This is a genomic window from Streptomyces sp. NPDC046335, assembly GCF_055587985.1.
In genome coordinates this window covers 531,698-548,275 of record NZ_JBVJFF010000005.1, presented here as the reverse complement: position 1 = coordinate 548,275, position 16,578 = coordinate 531,698, and the positions used below count along the sequence as shown (strand labels likewise).

At 70.8% G+C, this 16,578-nt stretch carries 19 protein-coding genes; 11 read left to right on the top strand and 8 right to left on the bottom strand.

The window, feature by feature from the left end:
• Nucleotides 1-35 precede the first annotated feature (35 nt).
• Entirely contained in the window at nucleotides 36-776 is a 741-nt protein-coding gene (locus ACZ6JY_RS14960) for a GntR family transcriptional regulator (RefSeq protein ID WP_469195946.1), read from the bottom strand.
• Nucleotides 777-857: 81 nt separating this feature from the next.
• Here ACZ6JY_RS14960 and ACZ6JY_RS14955 point away from each other — a divergent pair, with 81 nt between their 5' ends.
• Nucleotides 858-1,952 (top strand): DUF1152 domain-containing protein, encoded by a 1,095-nt coding sequence (locus ACZ6JY_RS14955; RefSeq protein ID WP_469195944.1) that lies wholly within the window; start codon nucleotides 858-860, stop codon nucleotides 1,950-1,952.
• Nucleotides 1,953-1,983: 31 nt separating this feature from the next.
• Here ACZ6JY_RS14955 and ACZ6JY_RS14950 read toward each other — a convergent pair whose 3' ends face one another.
• A complete protein-coding gene (locus ACZ6JY_RS14950) occupies nucleotides 1,984-2,382 on the bottom strand; it encodes a PIN domain-containing protein (protein ID WP_469195942.1) in 399 nt (132 codons plus the stop codon).
• Entirely contained in the window at nucleotides 2,379-2,660 is a 282-nt protein-coding gene (locus ACZ6JY_RS14945) for a hypothetical protein (RefSeq protein WP_469195940.1), read from the bottom strand. The genes ACZ6JY_RS14950 and ACZ6JY_RS14945 overlap by 4 nt, the downstream gene beginning before the upstream one ends.
• A gap of 206 nt (nucleotides 2,661-2,866) precedes the next feature.
• Here ACZ6JY_RS14945 and ACZ6JY_RS14940 point away from each other — a divergent pair, with 206 nt between their 5' ends.
• Entirely contained in the window at nucleotides 2,867-3,376 is a 510-nt protein-coding gene (locus ACZ6JY_RS14940; protein ID WP_469195938.1) for a hypothetical protein, read from the top strand.
• On the opposite strand, the gene ACZ6JY_RS14935 is transcribed toward ACZ6JY_RS14940, so the two are convergent.
• Nucleotides 3,354-3,569 carry a hypothetical protein gene (locus ACZ6JY_RS14935; protein ID WP_469195936.1) on the bottom strand — a complete coding sequence of 72 codons (216 nt, stop codon included), beginning with the start codon at nucleotides 3,567-3,569 and terminating at the stop codon, nucleotides 3,354-3,356. The genes ACZ6JY_RS14940 and ACZ6JY_RS14935 overlap by 23 nt on opposite strands.
• Before the next feature lie 315 nt (nucleotides 3,570-3,884).
• Here ACZ6JY_RS14935 and ACZ6JY_RS14930 point away from each other — a divergent pair, with 315 nt between their 5' ends.
• A complete protein-coding gene (locus tag ACZ6JY_RS14930; RefSeq protein WP_469195934.1) occupies nucleotides 3,885-4,043 on the top strand; it encodes a hypothetical protein in 159 nt (52 codons plus the stop codon).
• A 217-nt stretch (nucleotides 4,044-4,260) separates the two neighbouring features.
• On the opposite strand, the gene phoU is transcribed toward ACZ6JY_RS14930, so the two are convergent.
• Nucleotides 4,261-4,941, bottom strand: coding sequence for a phosphate signaling complex protein PhoU (phoU, locus tag ACZ6JY_RS14925; protein WP_469195932.1), 681 nt, complete (start codon nucleotides 4,939-4,941; stop codon nucleotides 4,261-4,263).
• A gap of 273 nt (nucleotides 4,942-5,214) precedes the next feature.
• On the opposite strand from phoU, the gene phoR reads away from it, so the two are divergent.
• Nucleotides 5,215-6,510, top strand: coding sequence for a two-component system sensor histidine kinase PhoR (gene phoR, locus ACZ6JY_RS14920; RefSeq protein WP_469195930.1), 1,296 nt, complete (start codon nucleotides 5,215-5,217; stop codon nucleotides 6,508-6,510).
• Nucleotides 6,511-6,515: 5 nt separating this feature from the next.
• The gene (phoP, locus tag ACZ6JY_RS14915) at nucleotides 6,516-7,187 is read left to right on the top strand and encodes a two-component system response regulator PhoP (RefSeq protein ID WP_469196162.1); all 672 of its coding nucleotides are present in this window, start codon (nucleotides 6,516-6,518) and stop codon (nucleotides 7,185-7,187) included.
• A 118-nt stretch (nucleotides 7,188-7,305) separates the two neighbouring features.
• Here phoP and ACZ6JY_RS14910 read toward each other — a convergent pair whose 3' ends face one another.
• A complete protein-coding gene (locus ACZ6JY_RS14910) occupies nucleotides 7,306-8,046 on the bottom strand; it encodes a copper chaperone PCu(A)C domain-containing protein (RefSeq protein WP_469195928.1) in 741 nt (246 codons plus the stop codon).
• A 602-nt stretch (nucleotides 8,047-8,648) separates the two neighbouring features.
• Between ACZ6JY_RS14910 and ACZ6JY_RS14905 the strand changes: the two genes are divergently transcribed.
• The 6 genes from ACZ6JY_RS14905 to ACZ6JY_RS14880 all read left to right on the top strand — a co-directional run bounded on the left by ACZ6JY_RS14905 (nucleotide 8,649) and on the right by ACZ6JY_RS14880 (nucleotide 15,088).
• Nucleotides 8,649-9,131 carry a CarD family transcriptional regulator gene (locus ACZ6JY_RS14905; protein WP_003953493.1) on the top strand — a complete coding sequence of 161 codons (483 nt, stop codon included), beginning with the start codon at nucleotides 8,649-8,651 and terminating at the stop codon, nucleotides 9,129-9,131.
• Between the two features lie 264 nt (nucleotides 9,132-9,395).
• On the top strand, nucleotides 9,396-10,127 hold the full coding sequence (gene ispD / locus ACZ6JY_RS14900) for a 2-C-methyl-D-erythritol 4-phosphate cytidylyltransferase (RefSeq protein WP_469195926.1): 732 nt from the start codon (nucleotides 9,396-9,398) through the stop codon (nucleotides 10,125-10,127).
• A complete protein-coding gene (gene ispF, locus ACZ6JY_RS14895) occupies nucleotides 10,117-10,620 on the top strand; it encodes a 2-C-methyl-D-erythritol 2,4-cyclodiphosphate synthase (protein WP_469195924.1) in 504 nt (167 codons plus the stop codon). The genes ispD and ispF overlap by 11 nt, the downstream gene beginning before the upstream one ends.
• 172 nt (nucleotides 10,621-10,792) lie before the next feature.
• Nucleotides 10,793-12,193 carry a cysteine--tRNA ligase gene (cysS, locus tag ACZ6JY_RS14890; protein ID WP_469195922.1) on the top strand — a complete coding sequence of 467 codons (1,401 nt, stop codon included), beginning with the start codon at nucleotides 10,793-10,795 and terminating at the stop codon, nucleotides 12,191-12,193.
• 107 nt (nucleotides 12,194-12,300) lie between these two features.
• Nucleotides 12,301-13,245, top strand: coding sequence for a 23S rRNA (guanosine(2251)-2'-O)-methyltransferase RlmB (gene rlmB, locus ACZ6JY_RS14885; RefSeq protein ID WP_469195920.1), 945 nt, complete (start codon nucleotides 12,301-12,303; stop codon nucleotides 13,243-13,245).
• A 115-nt stretch (nucleotides 13,246-13,360) separates the two neighbouring features.
• Complete coding sequence (locus tag ACZ6JY_RS14880; protein ID WP_469195918.1) at nucleotides 13,361-15,088, top strand: DoxX family protein; 1,728 nt, start codon at nucleotides 13,361-13,363, stop codon at nucleotides 15,086-15,088.
• A 78-nt stretch (nucleotides 15,089-15,166) separates the two neighbouring features.
• On the opposite strand, the gene ACZ6JY_RS14875 is transcribed toward ACZ6JY_RS14880, so the two are convergent.
• The gene (locus ACZ6JY_RS14875) at nucleotides 15,167-15,886 is read right to left on the bottom strand and encodes a nucleotidyltransferase family protein (protein WP_469195916.1); all 720 of its coding nucleotides are present in this window, start codon (nucleotides 15,884-15,886) and stop codon (nucleotides 15,167-15,169) included.
• A gap of 51 nt (nucleotides 15,887-15,937) precedes the next feature.
• Nucleotides 15,938-16,396, bottom strand: a complete 459-nt coding sequence (locus tag ACZ6JY_RS14870) for a hypothetical protein (protein WP_469195914.1) — start codon at nucleotides 16,394-16,396, stop codon at nucleotides 15,938-15,940.
• Between the last annotated feature and the right edge of the window lie 182 nt (nucleotides 16,397-16,578).

Genomic DNA, 16,578 nt, shown 5'->3' with positions numbered 1-16,578 from the left:
GCGCAAGCGGTTCACGCAACTGGCCGCCTGTCAGGTCACGTCAGCGGGTAGCCCTGCTCAAACGCCCAACGGTGGGGAGGGTACGTGGCCTCGGCGAACTCCAACGGCCGGTCCTGCGAGTCGTAGACGACGTGGTGAACGACCAGCACGGCGGAGCCCAGTTCGAGATTCAGGTCGGCGGCCTCTTCGTCGGTGGCACCCCGAGCACACATGCGGTCCTCGGCGTAACTCCCCTGCCGTCCCGTCGCGTTCTCGACGTACATCAACGTCCCCTCCTCGATCCGCTCGCGCTCCGTGAGCCTGGGTGCGCGCTGACCGATATCGGGAGCGAACCAGGAAGTGGACGACGTGATGGGCCCGTCCTGGTTGTTGGTCACGCGCCGGCGATGCACCGCCCGGCGATCCTTCGCCAGCCCGAGAGCTTCAGCGACGTGATCCGGAGCGTCCGTCCAGCCGGCCGAGGTGATCACGGCGTACTCGCCGGGCGTGTAGATCTTCCCGGTCTGACGAGCCCTGCCGTACAACTCCCGCGCACGCCGGTTGACTTCCAGGCTCCGCACGTACGTACCCGAGCCCTGCCGCTTCTCGACGAGCCCCTGATGGCTCAGTGCCTCCAGAGCGCGGGCCGTGGTCGGGCGGGAGACCTTCCAGTCAGCGGCCAACTGCCGTTCCGACGGCACCTCGTCGCCCGCTCGCAGGTCGCCCCGAAGAATCTGATCGCGGATGTGGTGAGCGATCTGGAGATACTTCGGCTGCGCCTCCTCGATCTGCGGCACGTCTCCTCCTCGTCCAAGTGGCTATGGCCTCTAGCCACTATAGAGTGAATGGCCAATACCAGAACCCGTAACGTTGACCACATGACGAGGTTGATCGTCGCAGCAGGAGGAGGGGGCGACGCAGTCGCCGCCGCGATGCTTCTCGCCGCTCAGCACGGCGACGAGGACCAGGCGGTGATCCTCACCTACGCGTGGGACCGCCTCTTGGTCGACCCGGTCCCGGGCCCCCGAAGCGCACACGACTTCACCGGCCTCGAAGCCGTCACACGGTCCGTCCGGTCAGTGCCGGCGACGGCTCGCCCGATCACTCCCGCGGGGTCTACCCTTCCCCGCCTCGCATCCGAGCTTCCCCAGACGTTCGCCCTTCTCGACCCGCAGCGTGGAGTAGAAGGCCTGACGAACCAGTTGGAGGAACTGGTCGCTCACCTGACGCCGGTGTCGATCGACCTCCTGGACGTCGGCGGGGACATCCTTGCCCGCGGCGACGAACCGACCCTCAAGAGCCCACTCGCCGACGCACTGACCCTTGCGGCGTGCTGCCGGGTAGACGCGTCTGTCCGGCTCCTGGTCGCCGGCCCCGGCTTGGACGGCGAACTGTCGGCAGCCGAGCTTCGTCCGCTGCTGGGCCCCGTCGTCCATACCTTCACGGCGGAGGACGTAGCCCCGATCAGCAACGTCCTGGAGTGGCACCCGTCCGAAGCCACGGGCATGCTCGCGGCTTCGGCCCGAGGAGTCCGCGGTACCTGCGAGGTACGCGACGCCGGCCTACCTGTGCCGCTGACGGACGCGAGCCCTCAGCTGCACGAAGTCGACCTGGACAAGGCTCTGAGCCGCAACATTCTGGCCCGAGCCGTCATGGCGACGACGACCATGGACGAGGCCGAGGCCCACAGCCGCGAGGTCTGCGGCTTCTCGGAGATCGACTACGAGCGCGACAAGGCCACGCGGTTGAAGGACCAGCCGTCGGTGGCACTCGACACGGAAGCGGTGCTGCGCCAACTCGACCAGTTCGAGTCAGAGGCCCACGCCCGCGGAGTCACGCACACAACGTTCCGCCACCTCACCGAGGTCCTGAACCTCAACGGCGCCCAACGCGGTGACCTGCGCCAACTCATGCTGTCGCGCCGCCCGGAGCAGTACGCAGCACCACTCTGGCGCATCCCAGGCGCTACCTGAGTTACAACTTTGTCCATCGGTTCAAGGCGGCTCAGACCTTTTCCACGCTCACGCGTGAGTGCTCGGCAGTGAGCAGTTCGATGTCTTCCACGTCCGACGTCAGGATCGTCACCCGGCCGGGATGGTGGAGGGCGGTCGCGCACAGCATGGCGTCGATGGCGTACTTGTGGCCGTGCAGCCCCGCTGCACGCAGCAACGCGGCAGCCGACTGCGCGACGGCTTGGGTCACCGGCTCGACACTCAGGCGGGACAGGGTCCACTTCAGTGCGGCGTCGTTGATCTTCGGGTGGACCACCTCGACCAGCACGGCGGCCGAGGTGATCACTGGCAGGTCCGCGTCGCGAGCCGCCGTCAGCCACTCGTGGATCTCCCGGTCACGCTGGACGGCCTTTGCCAGGCCCTCACTGTCCAGGACCAGGGCACCGCTCACGCGGCCGCCCCGGCGTTCGAGGCGCCTCCGGTCAGCCGGGCGCGCTTGGCCGCCACGGCCTCGGGGTCGGCCGGGCCGTGCACCTTGTCGAAGTCCGCGATCAGCTCGTCCAGATTGTCCCGCTCGATCTGGCGCTGGGCCGCCTTCTCCAGGTAGGCCGAAACGCCTCGCTTGCCGACCCGCTCACGGATCGCATGCAGAGTGCCGGCAGTCAGGGTGACGGAGATGCCACTGGTGGGGCCGTCACCGGGTGGGAAGTCAACGTCGTCGTCAGCCATACGGCGATTATGCCATTGGGTATGGCATAACGCGTAGCGGGATGCATGGTCCAGTGCCCCCCGTACGGAGTCTCCGCACGGCATCGCCGTCAGCACCCGTTGGGGCAGCCTGCGGCGCGGGGGAACCGACCGGCACGGCATGACGTCTGGCACAGGACGGCCATGTCGTCGATGGAATCGGGGAGCGCCCGAAAGGCAGCGGCAACATGTTCGTCCTGGTGATGTACGGCGCCCTGCTCGCCGCGCCGCTCTGGGCCATCGCGGTCCTGGTGAAGCTGGTATCGGTCGTCGCCCCCGGGCGCCGGCCGGACTGGGCCCGTGACCTGTTGCGGTGGAGCGCTGGCGCGGCGGCTGCCGCAGCCGTCATCGTCTACACGATCGGGCTCGGCCTGGTCCAGTGGGACGCGAGTGAAGCCGAGTCCGGCGCGGGTTCCTCACCCGCCGTTCCCTGCCGCTCCCTCCCGCCCGGCACACTCGGCCAACTCGCCGGCCACGAACCGTCGTACGTCCCCCTGGGCTTCGATTGCCTGCTGGACGGCGGCCGCGTCGTGGCGGCCCCCGGCCCCTACGGCTTGCTGAACGCTCTGACGGTGGCCTTCGCCCTGGCCGCGGTGCTGTCGCTGCTCGCCGTGGGGTTCCTGGACGAGTACCGGGCACGGGCGGAGATGAGGGCCGGGCGGACGGGCGACGGCCTCAAGGCGTTCCCGACCGAGTGATTCCCTGGGCCATGCTTTCCACGACGTCCAGGATCCACTGGCCGAACGCCGTCGGGGCGATCAGGACGCCGAAGACCAGGACGATCACCACCGTCAACTGCTCGTCGCTCCGCTTGCGGGCCTGGGTGCGTCTGCGGAGGCGCAGGACGATGACGATTGCCAGCAGGACCGCCACGTTGATCGTCAGAATCACCGGTCAGGCCCCCCCTCAGGCGACGACGTCCCGGCCTTCCTGTGTAGCTCGAACGACCGTGCGTGTCGGGTCTGTTACGCGGGGTTGGCGGCAATGCGTCCATTCGGGGCCGGATCGGCACGTGCGGGGTGGGTATGACAGGGCCTGGCCAGAGCCACCGCCCCGCATGGAAAGGCCGGGCCACGCGCGCGTGCGCCGTTGATGCGCCCGCCCTGCCGGGAATGCAATGGATGACAGGCGGAAGGCGGTACGCCTTCGTGCGGCACGACCGTGCCGTACGCACGCCTGTGCCGTACGCCTTCGAGGAGGAGCCCCATGGCCGAGTCCCTGAAGAACCGAGCCGCCCCCGAGCCGTCGGCCGACACCCCGAGCCTGCCGAGGCTCGTGCTGCTCGGCAACTGCGGCTGTGGCTCGGGCTGTAGCTGCGGCTGTCAGTCCGGCGGCAGCTGCCAGTGCGGCGGCAGCTGCGGCTGACCGCGCACAAGCGGTGCCCCGCACGGACCTGGCCCCGCGCGGGGCACCGCCTTGCTCGCCACCCAGGCACTCCCCAGGAACACTCCCCAAGGCACTCCCCAGGGCGCCGCCAGCGCACCGCCGACGCACCGCCGACGCACCGCCTGGCCACACCTAGGGCACCCGGCACCGCTGTGCCGGCGAGCCGCCGACCTGTCGCGAGGAGCCGCCGAACGGGTTACGCCCCCTCCACCGGCGCCCCCGCAGGCTGGATCTCGTCCGCGTGCTCCCCCGTCACCAGGTACACGACCCGCTTCGCCACCGACACCGCGTGGTCCGCGAAGCGCTCGTAGTAGCGGCCGAGGAGCGTCACGTCGACGGCCGTCTCGATGCCGTGCTTCCAGCGGTCGTCCATCAGGTGCTGGAAGAGCGTGCGGTGGAGCTGGTCCATCTCGTCGTCGTCCTGCTCCAGCTGGAGCGCGAGATCGACGTCCTTGGTGATGATGACCTCCGCCGCCTTCGCCATCAGGCGCTGCGCGAGCTGGCCCATCTCCAGGATCGTGGCGTGCAGGTCGTGCGGCACCGCCGAAGCGGGGAAACGCAGCCGGGCGAGCTTCCCCACGTGCTGGGCCAGGTCGCCCGAGCGCTCCAGGTCGGCGCTCATCCGCAGCGAGGTGACGACGATGCGCAGATCGGTGGCGACCGGCTGCTGCCGCGCGAGCAGGGCTATCGCGCGCGCCTCCAGGTCATGCTGGAGATCGTCGACCTTCTGGTCGGCGGCGATGACGCTTTCGGCCATCTTCAGATCGGCGTCGAGCATGGCCGTCGTGGCGCGCCCGATCGCGGACCCGACCAGGCGGGCCATCTCCACCAGGCCTTCGCCGATCGAGTCAAGTTCCTCGTGGTACGCGTCCCGCATGTGACTGTCCCTCTCTAGTACGTCCCAGGGGGCTGACCCCCACGCTCCCACGGTGCGGCCCGCACGCGTCCGTTTCCGGCACCCCACATGAACCGCCCCCATCATCAAGGTGAACTGTGGGAGACGCTCGGCGGCACGTCCGGGCGGCCCCCCACCAGGGCGTCCGGAGGAAGTGAACCGGTGCCGTCCCCACAGTGAACTCTGGGCGACGAGTGTTCGAGTCGGCCCCCGTTTGGCTGTGGCCTGCACTCGACCGGCGCATAACCTGGACCCATGGACGTGAACGCGGCAGTCGCCGCAGTGGCAGCGATCGCCGGAGTGTGTACCGGTGTCATCGCCATGCTGGCGTTCCGCTGGAGCGAGCGCGACCAGAAACGCCCCACCCGGACCTCCCTGCACACCGACCCCGTACTGCCCCCGGGCGTCGACACGGTCCTCTCCGTGCTCCGCTCCTCCGCGGTCGTCCTCGACGAGGCCGACAGCGTGGTCAAGGCGAGCTCGGCGGCGTATGCCCTCGGGCTCGTGCGCGGCGGCAAGCTCGCCGTCGAACCGATGCTCCAGATGGCCCGCGACACCCGCCGCGACGGGGAGATACGCCAGGTCGAACTGGACCTGCCCCGGCGCGGCACCGGCCGCGGCGAGGCCCTGGCGGTCTCCGCGCGGGTGGCGCCGCTGGGCTCCCGGCTCGTGCTGCTGCTCGTCGAGGACCTCACGGAGGCCCGCCGCATCGAGGCGGTACGCCGCGACTTCGTCGCCAACGTGAGCCATGAGCTGAAGACCCCGGTGGGGGCGCTCTCCCTGCTCTCCGAAGCCGTCATGGACGCCTCCGACGACCCCGAGGCAGTCGAACGCTTCGCGGGCCGCATGCAGATCGAGGCGACCCGCCTGACCAGCCTCGTGCAGGAGCTCATCGACCTCTCCCGGGTACAGAACGACGACCCCCTGGAGGACGCGGAGCCGGTCCGCGTCGACGAACTGGTGGCGGAGGCGATGGACCGCAGCCGGCACCAGGCCTCGCACAAGCAGATCACCATGGTGGCCGGGGGCACCGCGGAGCTCCAGATCTGGGGCAACCGCGGCCAGCTCGCGGCGGCCCTCGGCAACCTCGTCGAGAACGCGGTGAACTACAGCCCCGCCCGCACCCGCGTGGGCATAGCCGCCCGCCGGATCGCGGCACCCGGCGGCGGGGGCTCCTCCCAGGCCTTCGGTACCGGGGAGATGATCGAGGTGGCCGTCACCGATCAGGGCATCGGCATCTCCGACAAGGACAAGGAGCGCATCTTCGAGCGCTTCTACCGCGTAGACCCGGCCCGCTCACGGGCCACCGGCGGCACGGGCCTCGGCCTCGCCATCGTCAAGCACGTGGCCGCCTCGCACGGCGGGGAGGTCACGGTGTGGAGCTCCGAGGGACAGGGCTCCACGTTCACCCTGCGGCTGCCGGAGGCGGCCGCGCACCGCGACCGCGGAACCGGTCACGGCGGCGGACTCGACGACGAGACCACCCCACCCGACGCGACCACAGCGACCACTACGTACGAACCCATCCCTGCCCCGGAGGTCCTTCCGTGACCCGAGTGCTCGTCGTCGAGGACGAGGAATCCTTCAGCGACGTTCTGTCCTACATGCTCCGCAAGGAGGGCTTCGAAGTCGCCATCGCGGCGACCGGCCCGGACGGACTCGACGAATTCGAGCGCAACGGCGCCGACCTCGTCCTGCTCGACCTCATGCTGCCCGGCCTGCCCGGGACCGAGGTGTGCCGGCAGCTGCGCGGCCGCTCCAACGTCCCGGTGATCATGGTCACCGCCAAGGACAGCGAGATCGACAAGGTGGTGGGCCTGGAAATAGGGGCCGACGACTACGTCACCAAGCCGTTCTCCTCGCGGGAGCTGGTCGCCCGCATCCGCGCGGTCCTGCGCCGCCGCGGTGAGCCCGAGGAGGTCGCCCCGCAGGCCCTGGAGGCGGGGCCGGTCCGCATGGACGTGGACCGCCACGTGGTGACGGTCTCCGGCTCCAAGGTCGACCTGCCGCTCAAGGAGTTCGACCTCCTGGAGATGCTGCTGCGCAACGCGGGCCGTGTGCTGACCCGTATGCAGCTCATCGACCGCGTCTGGGGCGCGGACTACGTGGGGGACACCAAGACCCTCGACGTCCACGTCAAGCGCCTGCGCGCCAAGATCGAGCCGGACCCGGGCGCGCCGCGCTACCTGGTGACGGTGCGCGGTCTCGGCTACAAGTTCGAGCCGTAGGCCGACAGGCCGCCGTCCGAGCGGCCGACGACGGCAAGAAGGGCGGGACCCCGACCGGGGTCCCGCCCTTCCGCGTGCTGCCCGCGCGCCGGGGCGCGCACACGTACGCGTACGTGGATCAGTGCTGGGTGCCCGTGCCCGTACCGGTACCCGTTCCGTCCGTGGCCTGGCCGCCGTCGGCCGGAGCGGACGGGTCGGTGCCGACCTCGCCCTCGGCGTGGCCCTCTTCCTGGCCGCCGCTCTCGCCCACAGGCTGGCCGCTCTCGTCGGCGGACGGCTTGTCGGAGGCGTCGGCGGGGGCGGACGGCTTGTTCTCCGGCTTCGGGACCTCGGACGGGCCCCACTCGCTGAAGTAGCTCTCGGCGGGCACGACGAACGCCTGGAGCCGCACGTCGCCCGTCGTACTGAAGGCGAACGTGATCCGCTGGGCGTTGCCGTCCTTGATGGTGTCGCGGCTGCTGGGCAGCACGGCGGTGGCGTTGTCCTTGCCGCCGATGACGACGGAGTCGCCGGCGGGGATGGTCAGCGAGCCGTTCGCCTTGGACTTCTTGTCGTCCTTGGCGGGCGTGATCTTGGCCTTCTCGCCGGTGCCGTCGACCGTGATCGACTCAAGCGTCTGGTCCTTGGATCCGGCGTTGAAGACCGTCGCGGAGACCACGGCGGGGCCCTTGGACTTCAGGTCGGGCTGCGTGATGACCACAGCGTTCTGGATCTTGATGTCGCCGACGGAGGTCGCGGCGTTGTCCGGCCTGACCTCCAGCGTCTGAGCGTTGTTGCCCGCGCCGCACGCGGCGAGCGAGGCGAGCGAGAACGCGATGGCGGTGGCGGCGATGGCGCCGCGTCGAAGGCTGCGGCTCACGGCGGCGGCAACTCCTTGGGCGAGAGGTACGGGCGGATCGGGCGGCCGTAAAGCCGCCCTAAGGGTGTGTCAGCGCGCTCAGGTTACCGAGCCGCCCCCGCGCCGCCGCACCCGACCCGCCCCTACGGTCCATGAGCCTCCACGGGTCCCGTCCGAACCGCCCGCCCCAATGAACCCGGACCCACCATTCACATAACCGCTGTCAAGTGCTCCGGCGGCCGGTCCTGCGGATTTCCGGCGAGGAATGCGTGAACGTACGGAGAATTGATCTTCGAGCGGCTTGATCAATTCTGGCAAACGCCCGGCGCGGAGTCCGGCACGCCTCTTCGCCCGCCGAACGGAGTAGCGAAAGTTCAACACGAGGAACCGCGCAAACCGGGACGTTCGGCCGCTGCGGGCGTCCTCCGGGGGTGCGTAACGCCCATGTTTCTCCCGTCCCGGAGAGCCGCTCCGACCTGCGAATACCCCCTTCCGGGAGCCCTCCGCAGCACGTTCCTGTTGCTGTTGTCAAGCCCCGAGATATGCCCTGACCTGCGAAAACGCCATTCAGAAGAGGCAGTTCTCGTGTTAGGATGGATAGCCACGGAAGGGGTACCTGTCACATGACGTTCAAGGTTGGCGACACCGTGGTCTATCCCCATCACGGGGCCGCGCTGATCGAGGCTATCGAAACTCGCCAGATCAAAGGCGTGGACAAGACCTACTTGGTGCTGAAGGTCGCCCAGGGCGATCTGACGGTACGTGTGCCAGCGGACAATGCGGAGTTCGTCGGCGTGCGTGATGTGGTCGGTCAGGACGGGCTGGACCGGGTCTTCGAAGTACTGCGAGCGCCGTACGCCGAAGAGCCCACGAACTGGTCGCGTCGTTACAAGGCAAATCTCGAGAAGCTCGCCTCCGGCGATGTCATCAAGGTCGCGGAAGTCGTGCGTGACCTGTGGCGTCGGGAGCGTGAGCGCGGACTGTCCGCAGGTGAGAAGCGCATGCTCGCCAAGGCGCGCCAGATCCTGGTGAGCGAGCTCGCCCTCGCGGAGAACACGAACGAGGACAAGGCCGAGGCCCTGCTCGACGAGGTCCTCGCGTCCTGACGCGCAAGGCCTGAGGCAGTGCCCTGGCCGCGCACGCGCAACCAATGCCGCGGTGCCCGCTGACCCTTTGAGGAGTCGCCGGGCGCTGCGGCATGTCCGTACCCGGTGTGGCGTGCCGGGCTCGGGCGGTCGGCTCGACCGGATGTCACGGAAGGGTCCGGTCAAGGGTGTCGGCCCGGCACTCCCCCGGCTCTCCGTTGCTCGAGCGGGGGCACGCCCAGGCCATACCCACGTCGGCCGAGCACACAAACCTGAACGGAACCGATGTCTAGCGAATCCCGCACCGCGGTGGTCATTCCCGCGGCAGGACGGGGCGTGCGCCTCGGCCCTGGCGCGCCCAAAGCACTCCGTGCGCTGAACGGCACCCCGATGCTCATCCACGCGGTCCGCGCCATGGCGGAATCCCGCGCCGTCTCCCTCGTCGTCGTGGTGGCACCGCCGGACGGCGCCCAGGAGGTCAAGACCCTCCTCGACGACCACGCACTGCCCGACCGCACCGACTTCGTCGTCGTGCCCGGCGGCGACTCCCGCAAGGAGTCCGTCCGGGCGGGACTCGACGCCCTGCCGACCGGCATAGACATCGTGCTCGTGCACGACGCGGCCCGCCCCCTGGTGCCCGTCGACACGGTCGACGGCGTCATCGAGGCCGTACGCGACGGAGCGCCCGCCGTGGTGCCCGCGCTGCCGCTCGCCGACACCGTCAAGCAGGTCGGGCCCGCCGAGGAGCCCGGCGGCCCCGAGCCCGTCGTGGCCACGCCCGACCGGGCCACGCTGCGCGCGGTGCAGACCCCGCAGGGCTTCGACTACGCCACGCTCCGGCGCGCCCACGACACCGTCACCGCGGACGTCACGGACGACGCCGGCATGGTCGAGCGGCTCGGCCTGCCCGTCGTCGTCGTGCCGGGCCACGAGGAGGCCTTCAAGGTGACGCGCCCCCTCGACCTCGTCCTCGCCGAGGCCGTGCTCGCCCGCAGGAGGGCCAACGATGGCTTCTGAGTCGCCGCGGGTCGTGCTGCCGCAGGTCGGCATCGGCACCGACATCCACGCCTTCGAGGAGGGCCGCGACCTCTGGTGCGCGGGCCTGAAGTGGGAGGGCGAGGGCCCCGGGCTCGCCGGGCACTCCGACGCCGACGTCGTCGCCCACGCGGCGTGCAACGCGCTGTTCTCGGCCGCGGGCCTCGGCGACCTCGGCGCCCACTTCGGCACCGGACGCCCCGAGTGGTCCGGCGCCTCGGGCCTCACCCTGCTCGCCGAGGCCGCCCGTATCGTCCGCGACGCCGGTTTCACCATCGGCAATGTGGCGGTGCAGGTCATCGGCGACCGGCCCAAGATCGGCAAACGCCGCGACGAGGCGCAGAAGGTGCTCTCCGAGGCCGCGGGCGCGCCGGTGTCGGTCTCCGGCGCCACCACCGACGGCCTCGGCTTCCCTGGCCGCGGCGACGGACTGGCCGCGGTCGCCACGGCTCTGGTCGTACGCACGTCGCCCTGAGGCCGGTGTCACCGGTCGGCTGTCACCGGTCGGCTGTCACCGGTCCGCCGTCACCGGTCCGGGTGAAGCGGGACGGGCGGCGACGGCGTACGGGGACGCCCTGACGTCACAGTTCGTTCCCGGTGGGGGAAGGGGGCGTGGGGCACTGTCCCGCGCCCACTACCCTGGAGTGGTGACGATTCGCCTGTACGACACCAGCGCCCGGCAGATCCGTGACTTCAGCCCTCTCAACGACGGCTGCGTCTCGATCTACCTCTGTGGTGCCACGGTGCAGGCGGCCCCGCACATCGGGCACATCCGGTCGGGCCTGAACTTCGACATCATGCGCCGCTGGTTCGTCTACCGCGGCTACGACGTGACGTTCGTGCGCAACGTGACCGACATCGACGACAAGATCATCAAGAAGTCGGCCGAGCAGGGCCGCCCCTGGTGGTCGATCGGGTACGAGAACGAGCGCGCCTTCAACAGCGGTTACGACGCGCTCGGCTGCCTGCCGCCCACCTACGAACCGCGCGCCACCGGGCACGTGACCGAGATGGTCGAGATGATGCGCGGACTCATCGAGCGCGGGCACGCCTATGAGGCGGACGGCAGCGTCTACTTCGACGTGCGCTCCTGGCCGCAGTACCTGGAGCTCTCCAACCAGGACATCGACGACCTGCGCCAGCCCGACGAGGGCGTCGCGGGCAAGCGCGACCCGCGCGACTTCGCCATGTGGAAGGCCGTCAAGCCGGGCGAGCCCGCCTGGGAGACGCCCTTCGGCCGCGGCCGCCCCGGCTGGCACCTGGAGTGCTCGGCGATGGCCCACAAGTACCTGGGCACCGAGTTCGACATCCACGGCGGCGGGATCGACCTGATCTTCCCCCACCACGAGAACGAGATCGCCCAGGCCAAGGCCTTCGGCGACACCTTCGCGCGGTACTGGGTGCACAACGGCTGGGTCACCATGAGCGGCGAGAAGATGTCGAAGTCCCTCGGGAACTCGGTGCTCGTGAGCGAGATGGTCAAGCAGTGGCGCCCCATCGTGCTCCGCTACTACCTCGGCACCCCGCACTACCGCTCGATGATCGAGTACAGCGAAGAGGCCCTGCGCGAGGCCGAGTCCGCGTTCGCCCGCATCGAGGGCTTCGTGCAGCGCGTGGTGGAGAAGGCCGGCGGGGTCGTCGAGCCCGCCGACCAGGTGCCGCCCGCCTTCGCCGACGCCATGGACGACGACATGGGCGTCCCGCAGGCGCTCGCCATCGTGCACACCACGGTCCGGCAGGGCAACAGCGCCCTGGCCGCCGACGACAAGGAAGCCGCCGTGGCGCGGCTCGCCGAGGTGCGGGCCATGCTCGGCGTCCTCGGCCTCGACCCGCTCGACCCGCAGTGGGCCGGCGGCGAGAGCGAGCGGGGCGAGGATCTGCACGGGGCGGTCGACACCCTCGTACGCATGGTCCTCGACCAGCGGGAGGCGGCGCGGGCCCGCAAGGACTGGGCCACCGCCGACGCCATCCGCGACCAGCTCGGCCAGTCGGGCCTCGTCATCGAGGACAGCCCGGCCGGTCCGCGCTGGACGCTCGGTCCGCGCTAGCACCCGCTGATGTGCCGCCCGGCGTTCCGGGCGGCACACTTCATAGACGTACACCCTCGCGCGTACGGACGTACGCGCACACGCAACACACGACAGACAGGTAGGTCATGGCCGCTAACAACCGCCGCATGTCCGGCAAGAAGGGCGCGCAGGTCGGCAGCGGCGGCAATCGGCGCCGCGGCCTTGAGGGCAAGGGTCCGACGCCGCCCGCCGAGGCGCGCAAGGGGCATGTGAAGAACCGCATCGCCACCGTCAAGGCCAAGAAGGCCGTGGGCCGCCGCTCCGCGCCGAAGGGGCGTGGCGGCAAGGGCACCTCCGAGATGGTCGTCGGCCGCAACGCGGTCTTCGAGGCGCTGCGCGACGGCGTGCCCGCCACGACGCTCTACGTCCAGCAGTTCATCGACAACGACGAGCGGGTGCGCGAGGCGCTCCAGCTCGCGGCCGAGCGCGGCGGCATCCACCTCATGGAGGCGCCGCGGCCCGAGCTCGACCGCATGACGAACGGCCTCAACCACCAGGGGCTCGTCCTCCAGGTCCCGCCGTACGAGTACGCGCACCCCGAGGACCTCGCCGCCGCCGCGTACGACGGCCGTGAGGACCCGCTGATCGTCGCGCTCGACGGCGTGACGGACCCGCGCAACCTCGGCGCGGTCGTCCGCTCCGTCGCCGCCTTCGGCGGGCACGGGGTCCTCGTGCCCGAGCGGCGCGCGGCCGGTATGACGGCCGGTGCCTGGAAGACGTCGGCGGGCGCGGCCGCGCGCACGCCGGTCGCCCGCGCCACGAACCTGACGCGCGCCCTGGAGGCGTACAAGAAGGCGGGCATCGCCGTCGTCGGCCTCGCGGCCGACGGCGAGCACAAGGTCGGCGACCTCGCGGCGCTCGGCGGTCCCGTCGTCATCGTCGTCGGCAGCGAGGGCAAGGGTCTCTCCCGCCTCGTCGGCGAGACGTGCGACTACCGGGTCCGCATCCCGATGCCCGGCGGCACCGAGTCGCTGAACGCGGGCGTCGCCGCGGGCGTCGTGCTCTACGAGGCCTCGCGGCGCAGGGCCTGAGGCCGCACGCCGCCGTAGCTGAGCCGTTCATGTCCGGGCCGCGTTGATCTTTTGACGCGGTCCGGACATTTCTCCGTGGTCAAGGCAGTGTCCTAAACACACATCACTCGGTTAGATGAGTGTGGACACCAGAACACCCCGCACTCCCACGGGGGGAAGCTCGTCAGGATTCGACGAAGCTCCCGCGCTGAGCATGGTGAAGGTGCCGAGCGACCCGGCGCAGGTCATCGTCAATCACGCGAGCTTCCGCGTGCAGCTCCCCGCCGCTGGGCGCACTCAATCCCCGCGTATCTCACGGCACTTGGGCGCGGCCGGCCCGACAGTGCGGCTCTCCGCGGCGGAGACGGCCGCCAAGCGCCGCACGCCCGTCGTCTGGAGCGGCAGGTCCGAGCCGGACGACACCGGCGCGATCAGACTCCTGCAAGCCGTGCGCGGCAGAAGCGTGCGCCGTTCGGCCGAAGACACAGGGCCCTTCGACGACGCGGGCGCCACCCAGGTCATCCCGCGCGTCGGCTACGACGAGGGCCCGGAGACCGTCACGACGCCCGGCCTCACCGGCGGCCGCGCCCCCGAGACCCACCTGCTGCCGCAGATGCGGATGCCCAGCAGCGACTACGACGAGCGGATCGCCGAGAACGAGCGGCGCGCCGCGCAAGAGAACGCGCAGAACGCGCACGAGAGCGCGTACGACGATCAGTACGACGACGCGTACGACGACGAGTACGACGACGCGTACGAGATCGCCTACGACGACGGGGCGGAGGGCGAGGAGCGCAAGCGGCGGCACGGTGCCGACCCGGTCCGCCACGCCTACTACCCCGGGCGCCGGATGAACCTCGGCGTCGTGCTCCTGCCGCTCCGCGTCTTCCTCGGCTTCATCTCCGTCTACGCGGGCATCGGCAAGCTCTGCGACCCCGTCTACTTCGACGGCGGCGACCGCGGCTCCATGGTCAAGTGGCTCAGCTCCCTGCACCCGTGGGCCCTGGCCGAGCCGCTGCGCGACTTCGCGCTCCAGCACCCGGTGGGCGCCGGGCTCAGCGTCGCCTTCCTCCAGGTCATCGTCGGCGTCCTGACGGTCCTCGGGCTCTGGCAGCGGGTCGCGGCCGCGTTCGGCGTGCTGCTCTCCGCCGCGCTCCTGGTCACCGTGAGCTGGAAGACCGTCCCCGTCTACGACGCGCCGGACATCATCTACCTCGCCGCCTGGTCACCGCTGATCATCGCGGGCGCCCCCGTCTACTCCGTGGACGGCCGCCTCGCGGGCGAGGCCTGGCGCACGCTCGGGCCGCGCGTCGACATCTGGGACCTGCGGCGGCGCGTGCTGCGGCGCGGCGCTCTGGTCGGCGGGTTCGCGGTCGGCCTGACCCTGCTGGTCGGCTCGCTCCTCGGCGGCGCGGTGCGCGACGCCGACCGGGTCACCGTGCCCGGGCCCGGCGAGGCCCCGCGCAACGAACTGCCCGGCTCCCCGCTCCCCGGCGACCCCACGAAGAAGCAGCGGCGCCAGGCAGAGAGTCCGTCCGCCACCACCGGCTCGCCCACGCAGGGCGGCGAATCCGCGGGGCCCACGCAGGGTGCCACGGCTCCCGGCACGGCCCGCGAGACGGGCACCGCGGGCACGGCGGGGCCGCCCAGCCAGACGCAGGGCGGCGGGGGCGCCGCCGTGGAGCAGGCGCCGCCGCAGCAGACGACGCCGCAGGAACAGCAGCAGCAGGCCCCGGCCTCCACCGCGGGACCCTCCTCCGGCGGTACGGGCGGGGGCTCCGCAGGTACCACTGGCGGCACGGGCGGCAGCGGTGGCTCCGAGGGACAGCGGCCAGGGCTTCTGGGTGGTGTTCTGGGGCACTGACCCGGCGACGCGATGACGGTGGGGCCCCGCACAGGTGCTGTGGCGGGGCCCCATCCTCGTACGTCCTGTGAATGTGTCTCAGCGGTTCTGGGCGGCCAGTTCCTTGGCGGCTTCGGTGAGGTCCTTGGCGGTGTCGATGGCGCGCCAGTAGGCGCCCTGGGGGAGCGGGAAGCCCGCGAGGCGCTTCTCCCTGGCCAGGCGCGGGAACGTGGTGCGCTCGTGGTCGCCGAGGTCAGGCAGGAGCGCGGTGAAGGCGGCGGAGAAGACGTAGACGCCGGCGTTGATGAGGTAGGGCGACGGCGGCGCCTCGATGAAGTCCGTGATGTGGCCGAACGCGTCCGTCTCGACGGCGCCCCACGGGATGCGGGGCCGGGCCAGGGCGAGCGTCGCGGTGGCGTCCCGCTCGGCGTGGAAGGCCGCCATGTCGCGCAGCGAGAAGCGGGTCCAGATGTCGCCGTTCGTCGCGTACCAGGGGCGGTCCGCGTACGGGAGGTGGCGGGCGGCGTACTTGAGGCCGCCGCCGCGGCCGAGCGGCTCCTTCTCCACGACCGTGGTGACGTTCAGCGGGAGGTCGGCGGAGTCGAGCCACTCCTGGAGGACCTCGGCGAGGTGGCCGCAGGAGATGACGGCGTCCGTCACTCCCTCGGCGGCCAGCCAGGCGAGCTGATGGCCGATGATCGGAGTCCCCGTGCCGGGGATCTCGACCATCGGCTTGGGCCGGTCGTCGGTGTACGGCCGGAGGCGGGAGCCTTGGCCTCCGGCCAGGACGACGGCCTGCGTGGGGTTCGGCGTGGTCATGCCGGAAACCCTACGCGGCGGTAGCGGCGGTCCTGCGGGGGCCGGCCCCGCTCAGCGGTTCTGGTGCGTGGCCACGCCCGTCGCGTACGAGGTGTCGCAGACGGGCCTGGCGTACGACTGGGCGCGCGTCGGGCCGTACGCCTGCACGGCGGCGCGGCCGAGGGCGCGGGCGATGGACATGCAGTGCCGGGCCAGCGAGGGGTGGCGGTCCATCTCCCGCTGGAGGTGCGTGAGCGCCACGCCGGGGCTCTTCTCCTGGAGCTCCAGGAGCAGCCGGTCGCGCAGGACGTCCTGCGGGGCGCGGGACTTGGCGGGCTTGGACAGGTCGTCGGCGGACGCGGTGAGCATCGAATCCGACGGGTTGCCCGACCAGTTGACGCTCGTGACCGCGAGGGTCCCGGAGAGCACCAGCATCACGGGCAGGACGAGAGCGAGCGTGCGGCCGATGCGGCGGGCGGGGCCTCGGTGGGCTCGGCGCGGCTTCTGGTTGTGGTTGGCGGAGTGCTTCACGCGAGTGAGCGTAGCGCTCGGTGATGATTTGGAGACATTTAGTCACTCGGTCGAGCTACGGCGACGCCGGTATTTCTTCAGTGGTGTTGACGGGTTGGGCGAAATGACGGATGTGCCGGGGTATTTGTCGACACTCTGGGTTTCCGTCATCCCGTCCCGCCGGCGCGGGAAAGCGCCGAGGG

Excerpts from the sequence above, each read along its gene's own strand:
- ACZ6JY_RS14955 (WP_469195944.1), top strand. The coding sequence starts at position 858 with ATGACGAGGTTGATCGTCGCAGCAGGAGGAGGGGGCGACGCAGTCGCC.
- ACZ6JY_RS14945 (WP_469195940.1), bottom strand. The coding sequence starts at position 2,660 with ATGGCTGACGACGACGTTGACTTCCCACCCGGTGACGGCCCCACCAGT.
- ACZ6JY_RS14940 (WP_469195938.1), top strand. The coding sequence starts at position 2,867 with ATGTTCGTCCTGGTGATGTACGGCGCCCTGCTCGCCGCGCCGCTCTGG.
- ACZ6JY_RS14930 (WP_469195934.1), top strand. The coding sequence starts at position 3,885 with ATGGCCGAGTCCCTGAAGAACCGAGCCGCCCCCGAGCCGTCGGCCGAC.
- phoU (WP_469195932.1), bottom strand. The coding sequence starts at position 4,941 with ATGCGGGACGCGTACCACGAGGAACTTGACTCGATCGGCGAAGGCCTG.
- phoR (WP_469195930.1), top strand. The coding sequence starts at position 5,215 with ATGGACGTGAACGCGGCAGTCGCCGCAGTGGCAGCGATCGCCGGAGTG.
- ACZ6JY_RS14905 (WP_003953493.1), top strand. The coding sequence starts at position 8,649 with ATGACGTTCAAGGTTGGCGACACCGTGGTCTATCCCCATCACGGGGCC.
- ispD (WP_469195926.1), top strand. The coding sequence starts at position 9,396 with ATGTCTAGCGAATCCCGCACCGCGGTGGTCATTCCCGCGGCAGGACGG.
- ispF (WP_469195924.1), top strand. The coding sequence starts at position 10,117 with ATGGCTTCTGAGTCGCCGCGGGTCGTGCTGCCGCAGGTCGGCATCGGC.
- rlmB (WP_469195920.1), top strand. The coding sequence starts at position 12,301 with ATGGCCGCTAACAACCGCCGCATGTCCGGCAAGAAGGGCGCGCAGGTC.
- ACZ6JY_RS14880 (WP_469195918.1), top strand. The coding sequence starts at position 13,361 with ATGAGTGTGGACACCAGAACACCCCGCACTCCCACGGGGGGAAGCTCG.
- ACZ6JY_RS14875 (WP_469195916.1), bottom strand. The coding sequence starts at position 15,886 with ATGACCACGCCGAACCCCACGCAGGCCGTCGTCCTGGCCGGAGGCCAA.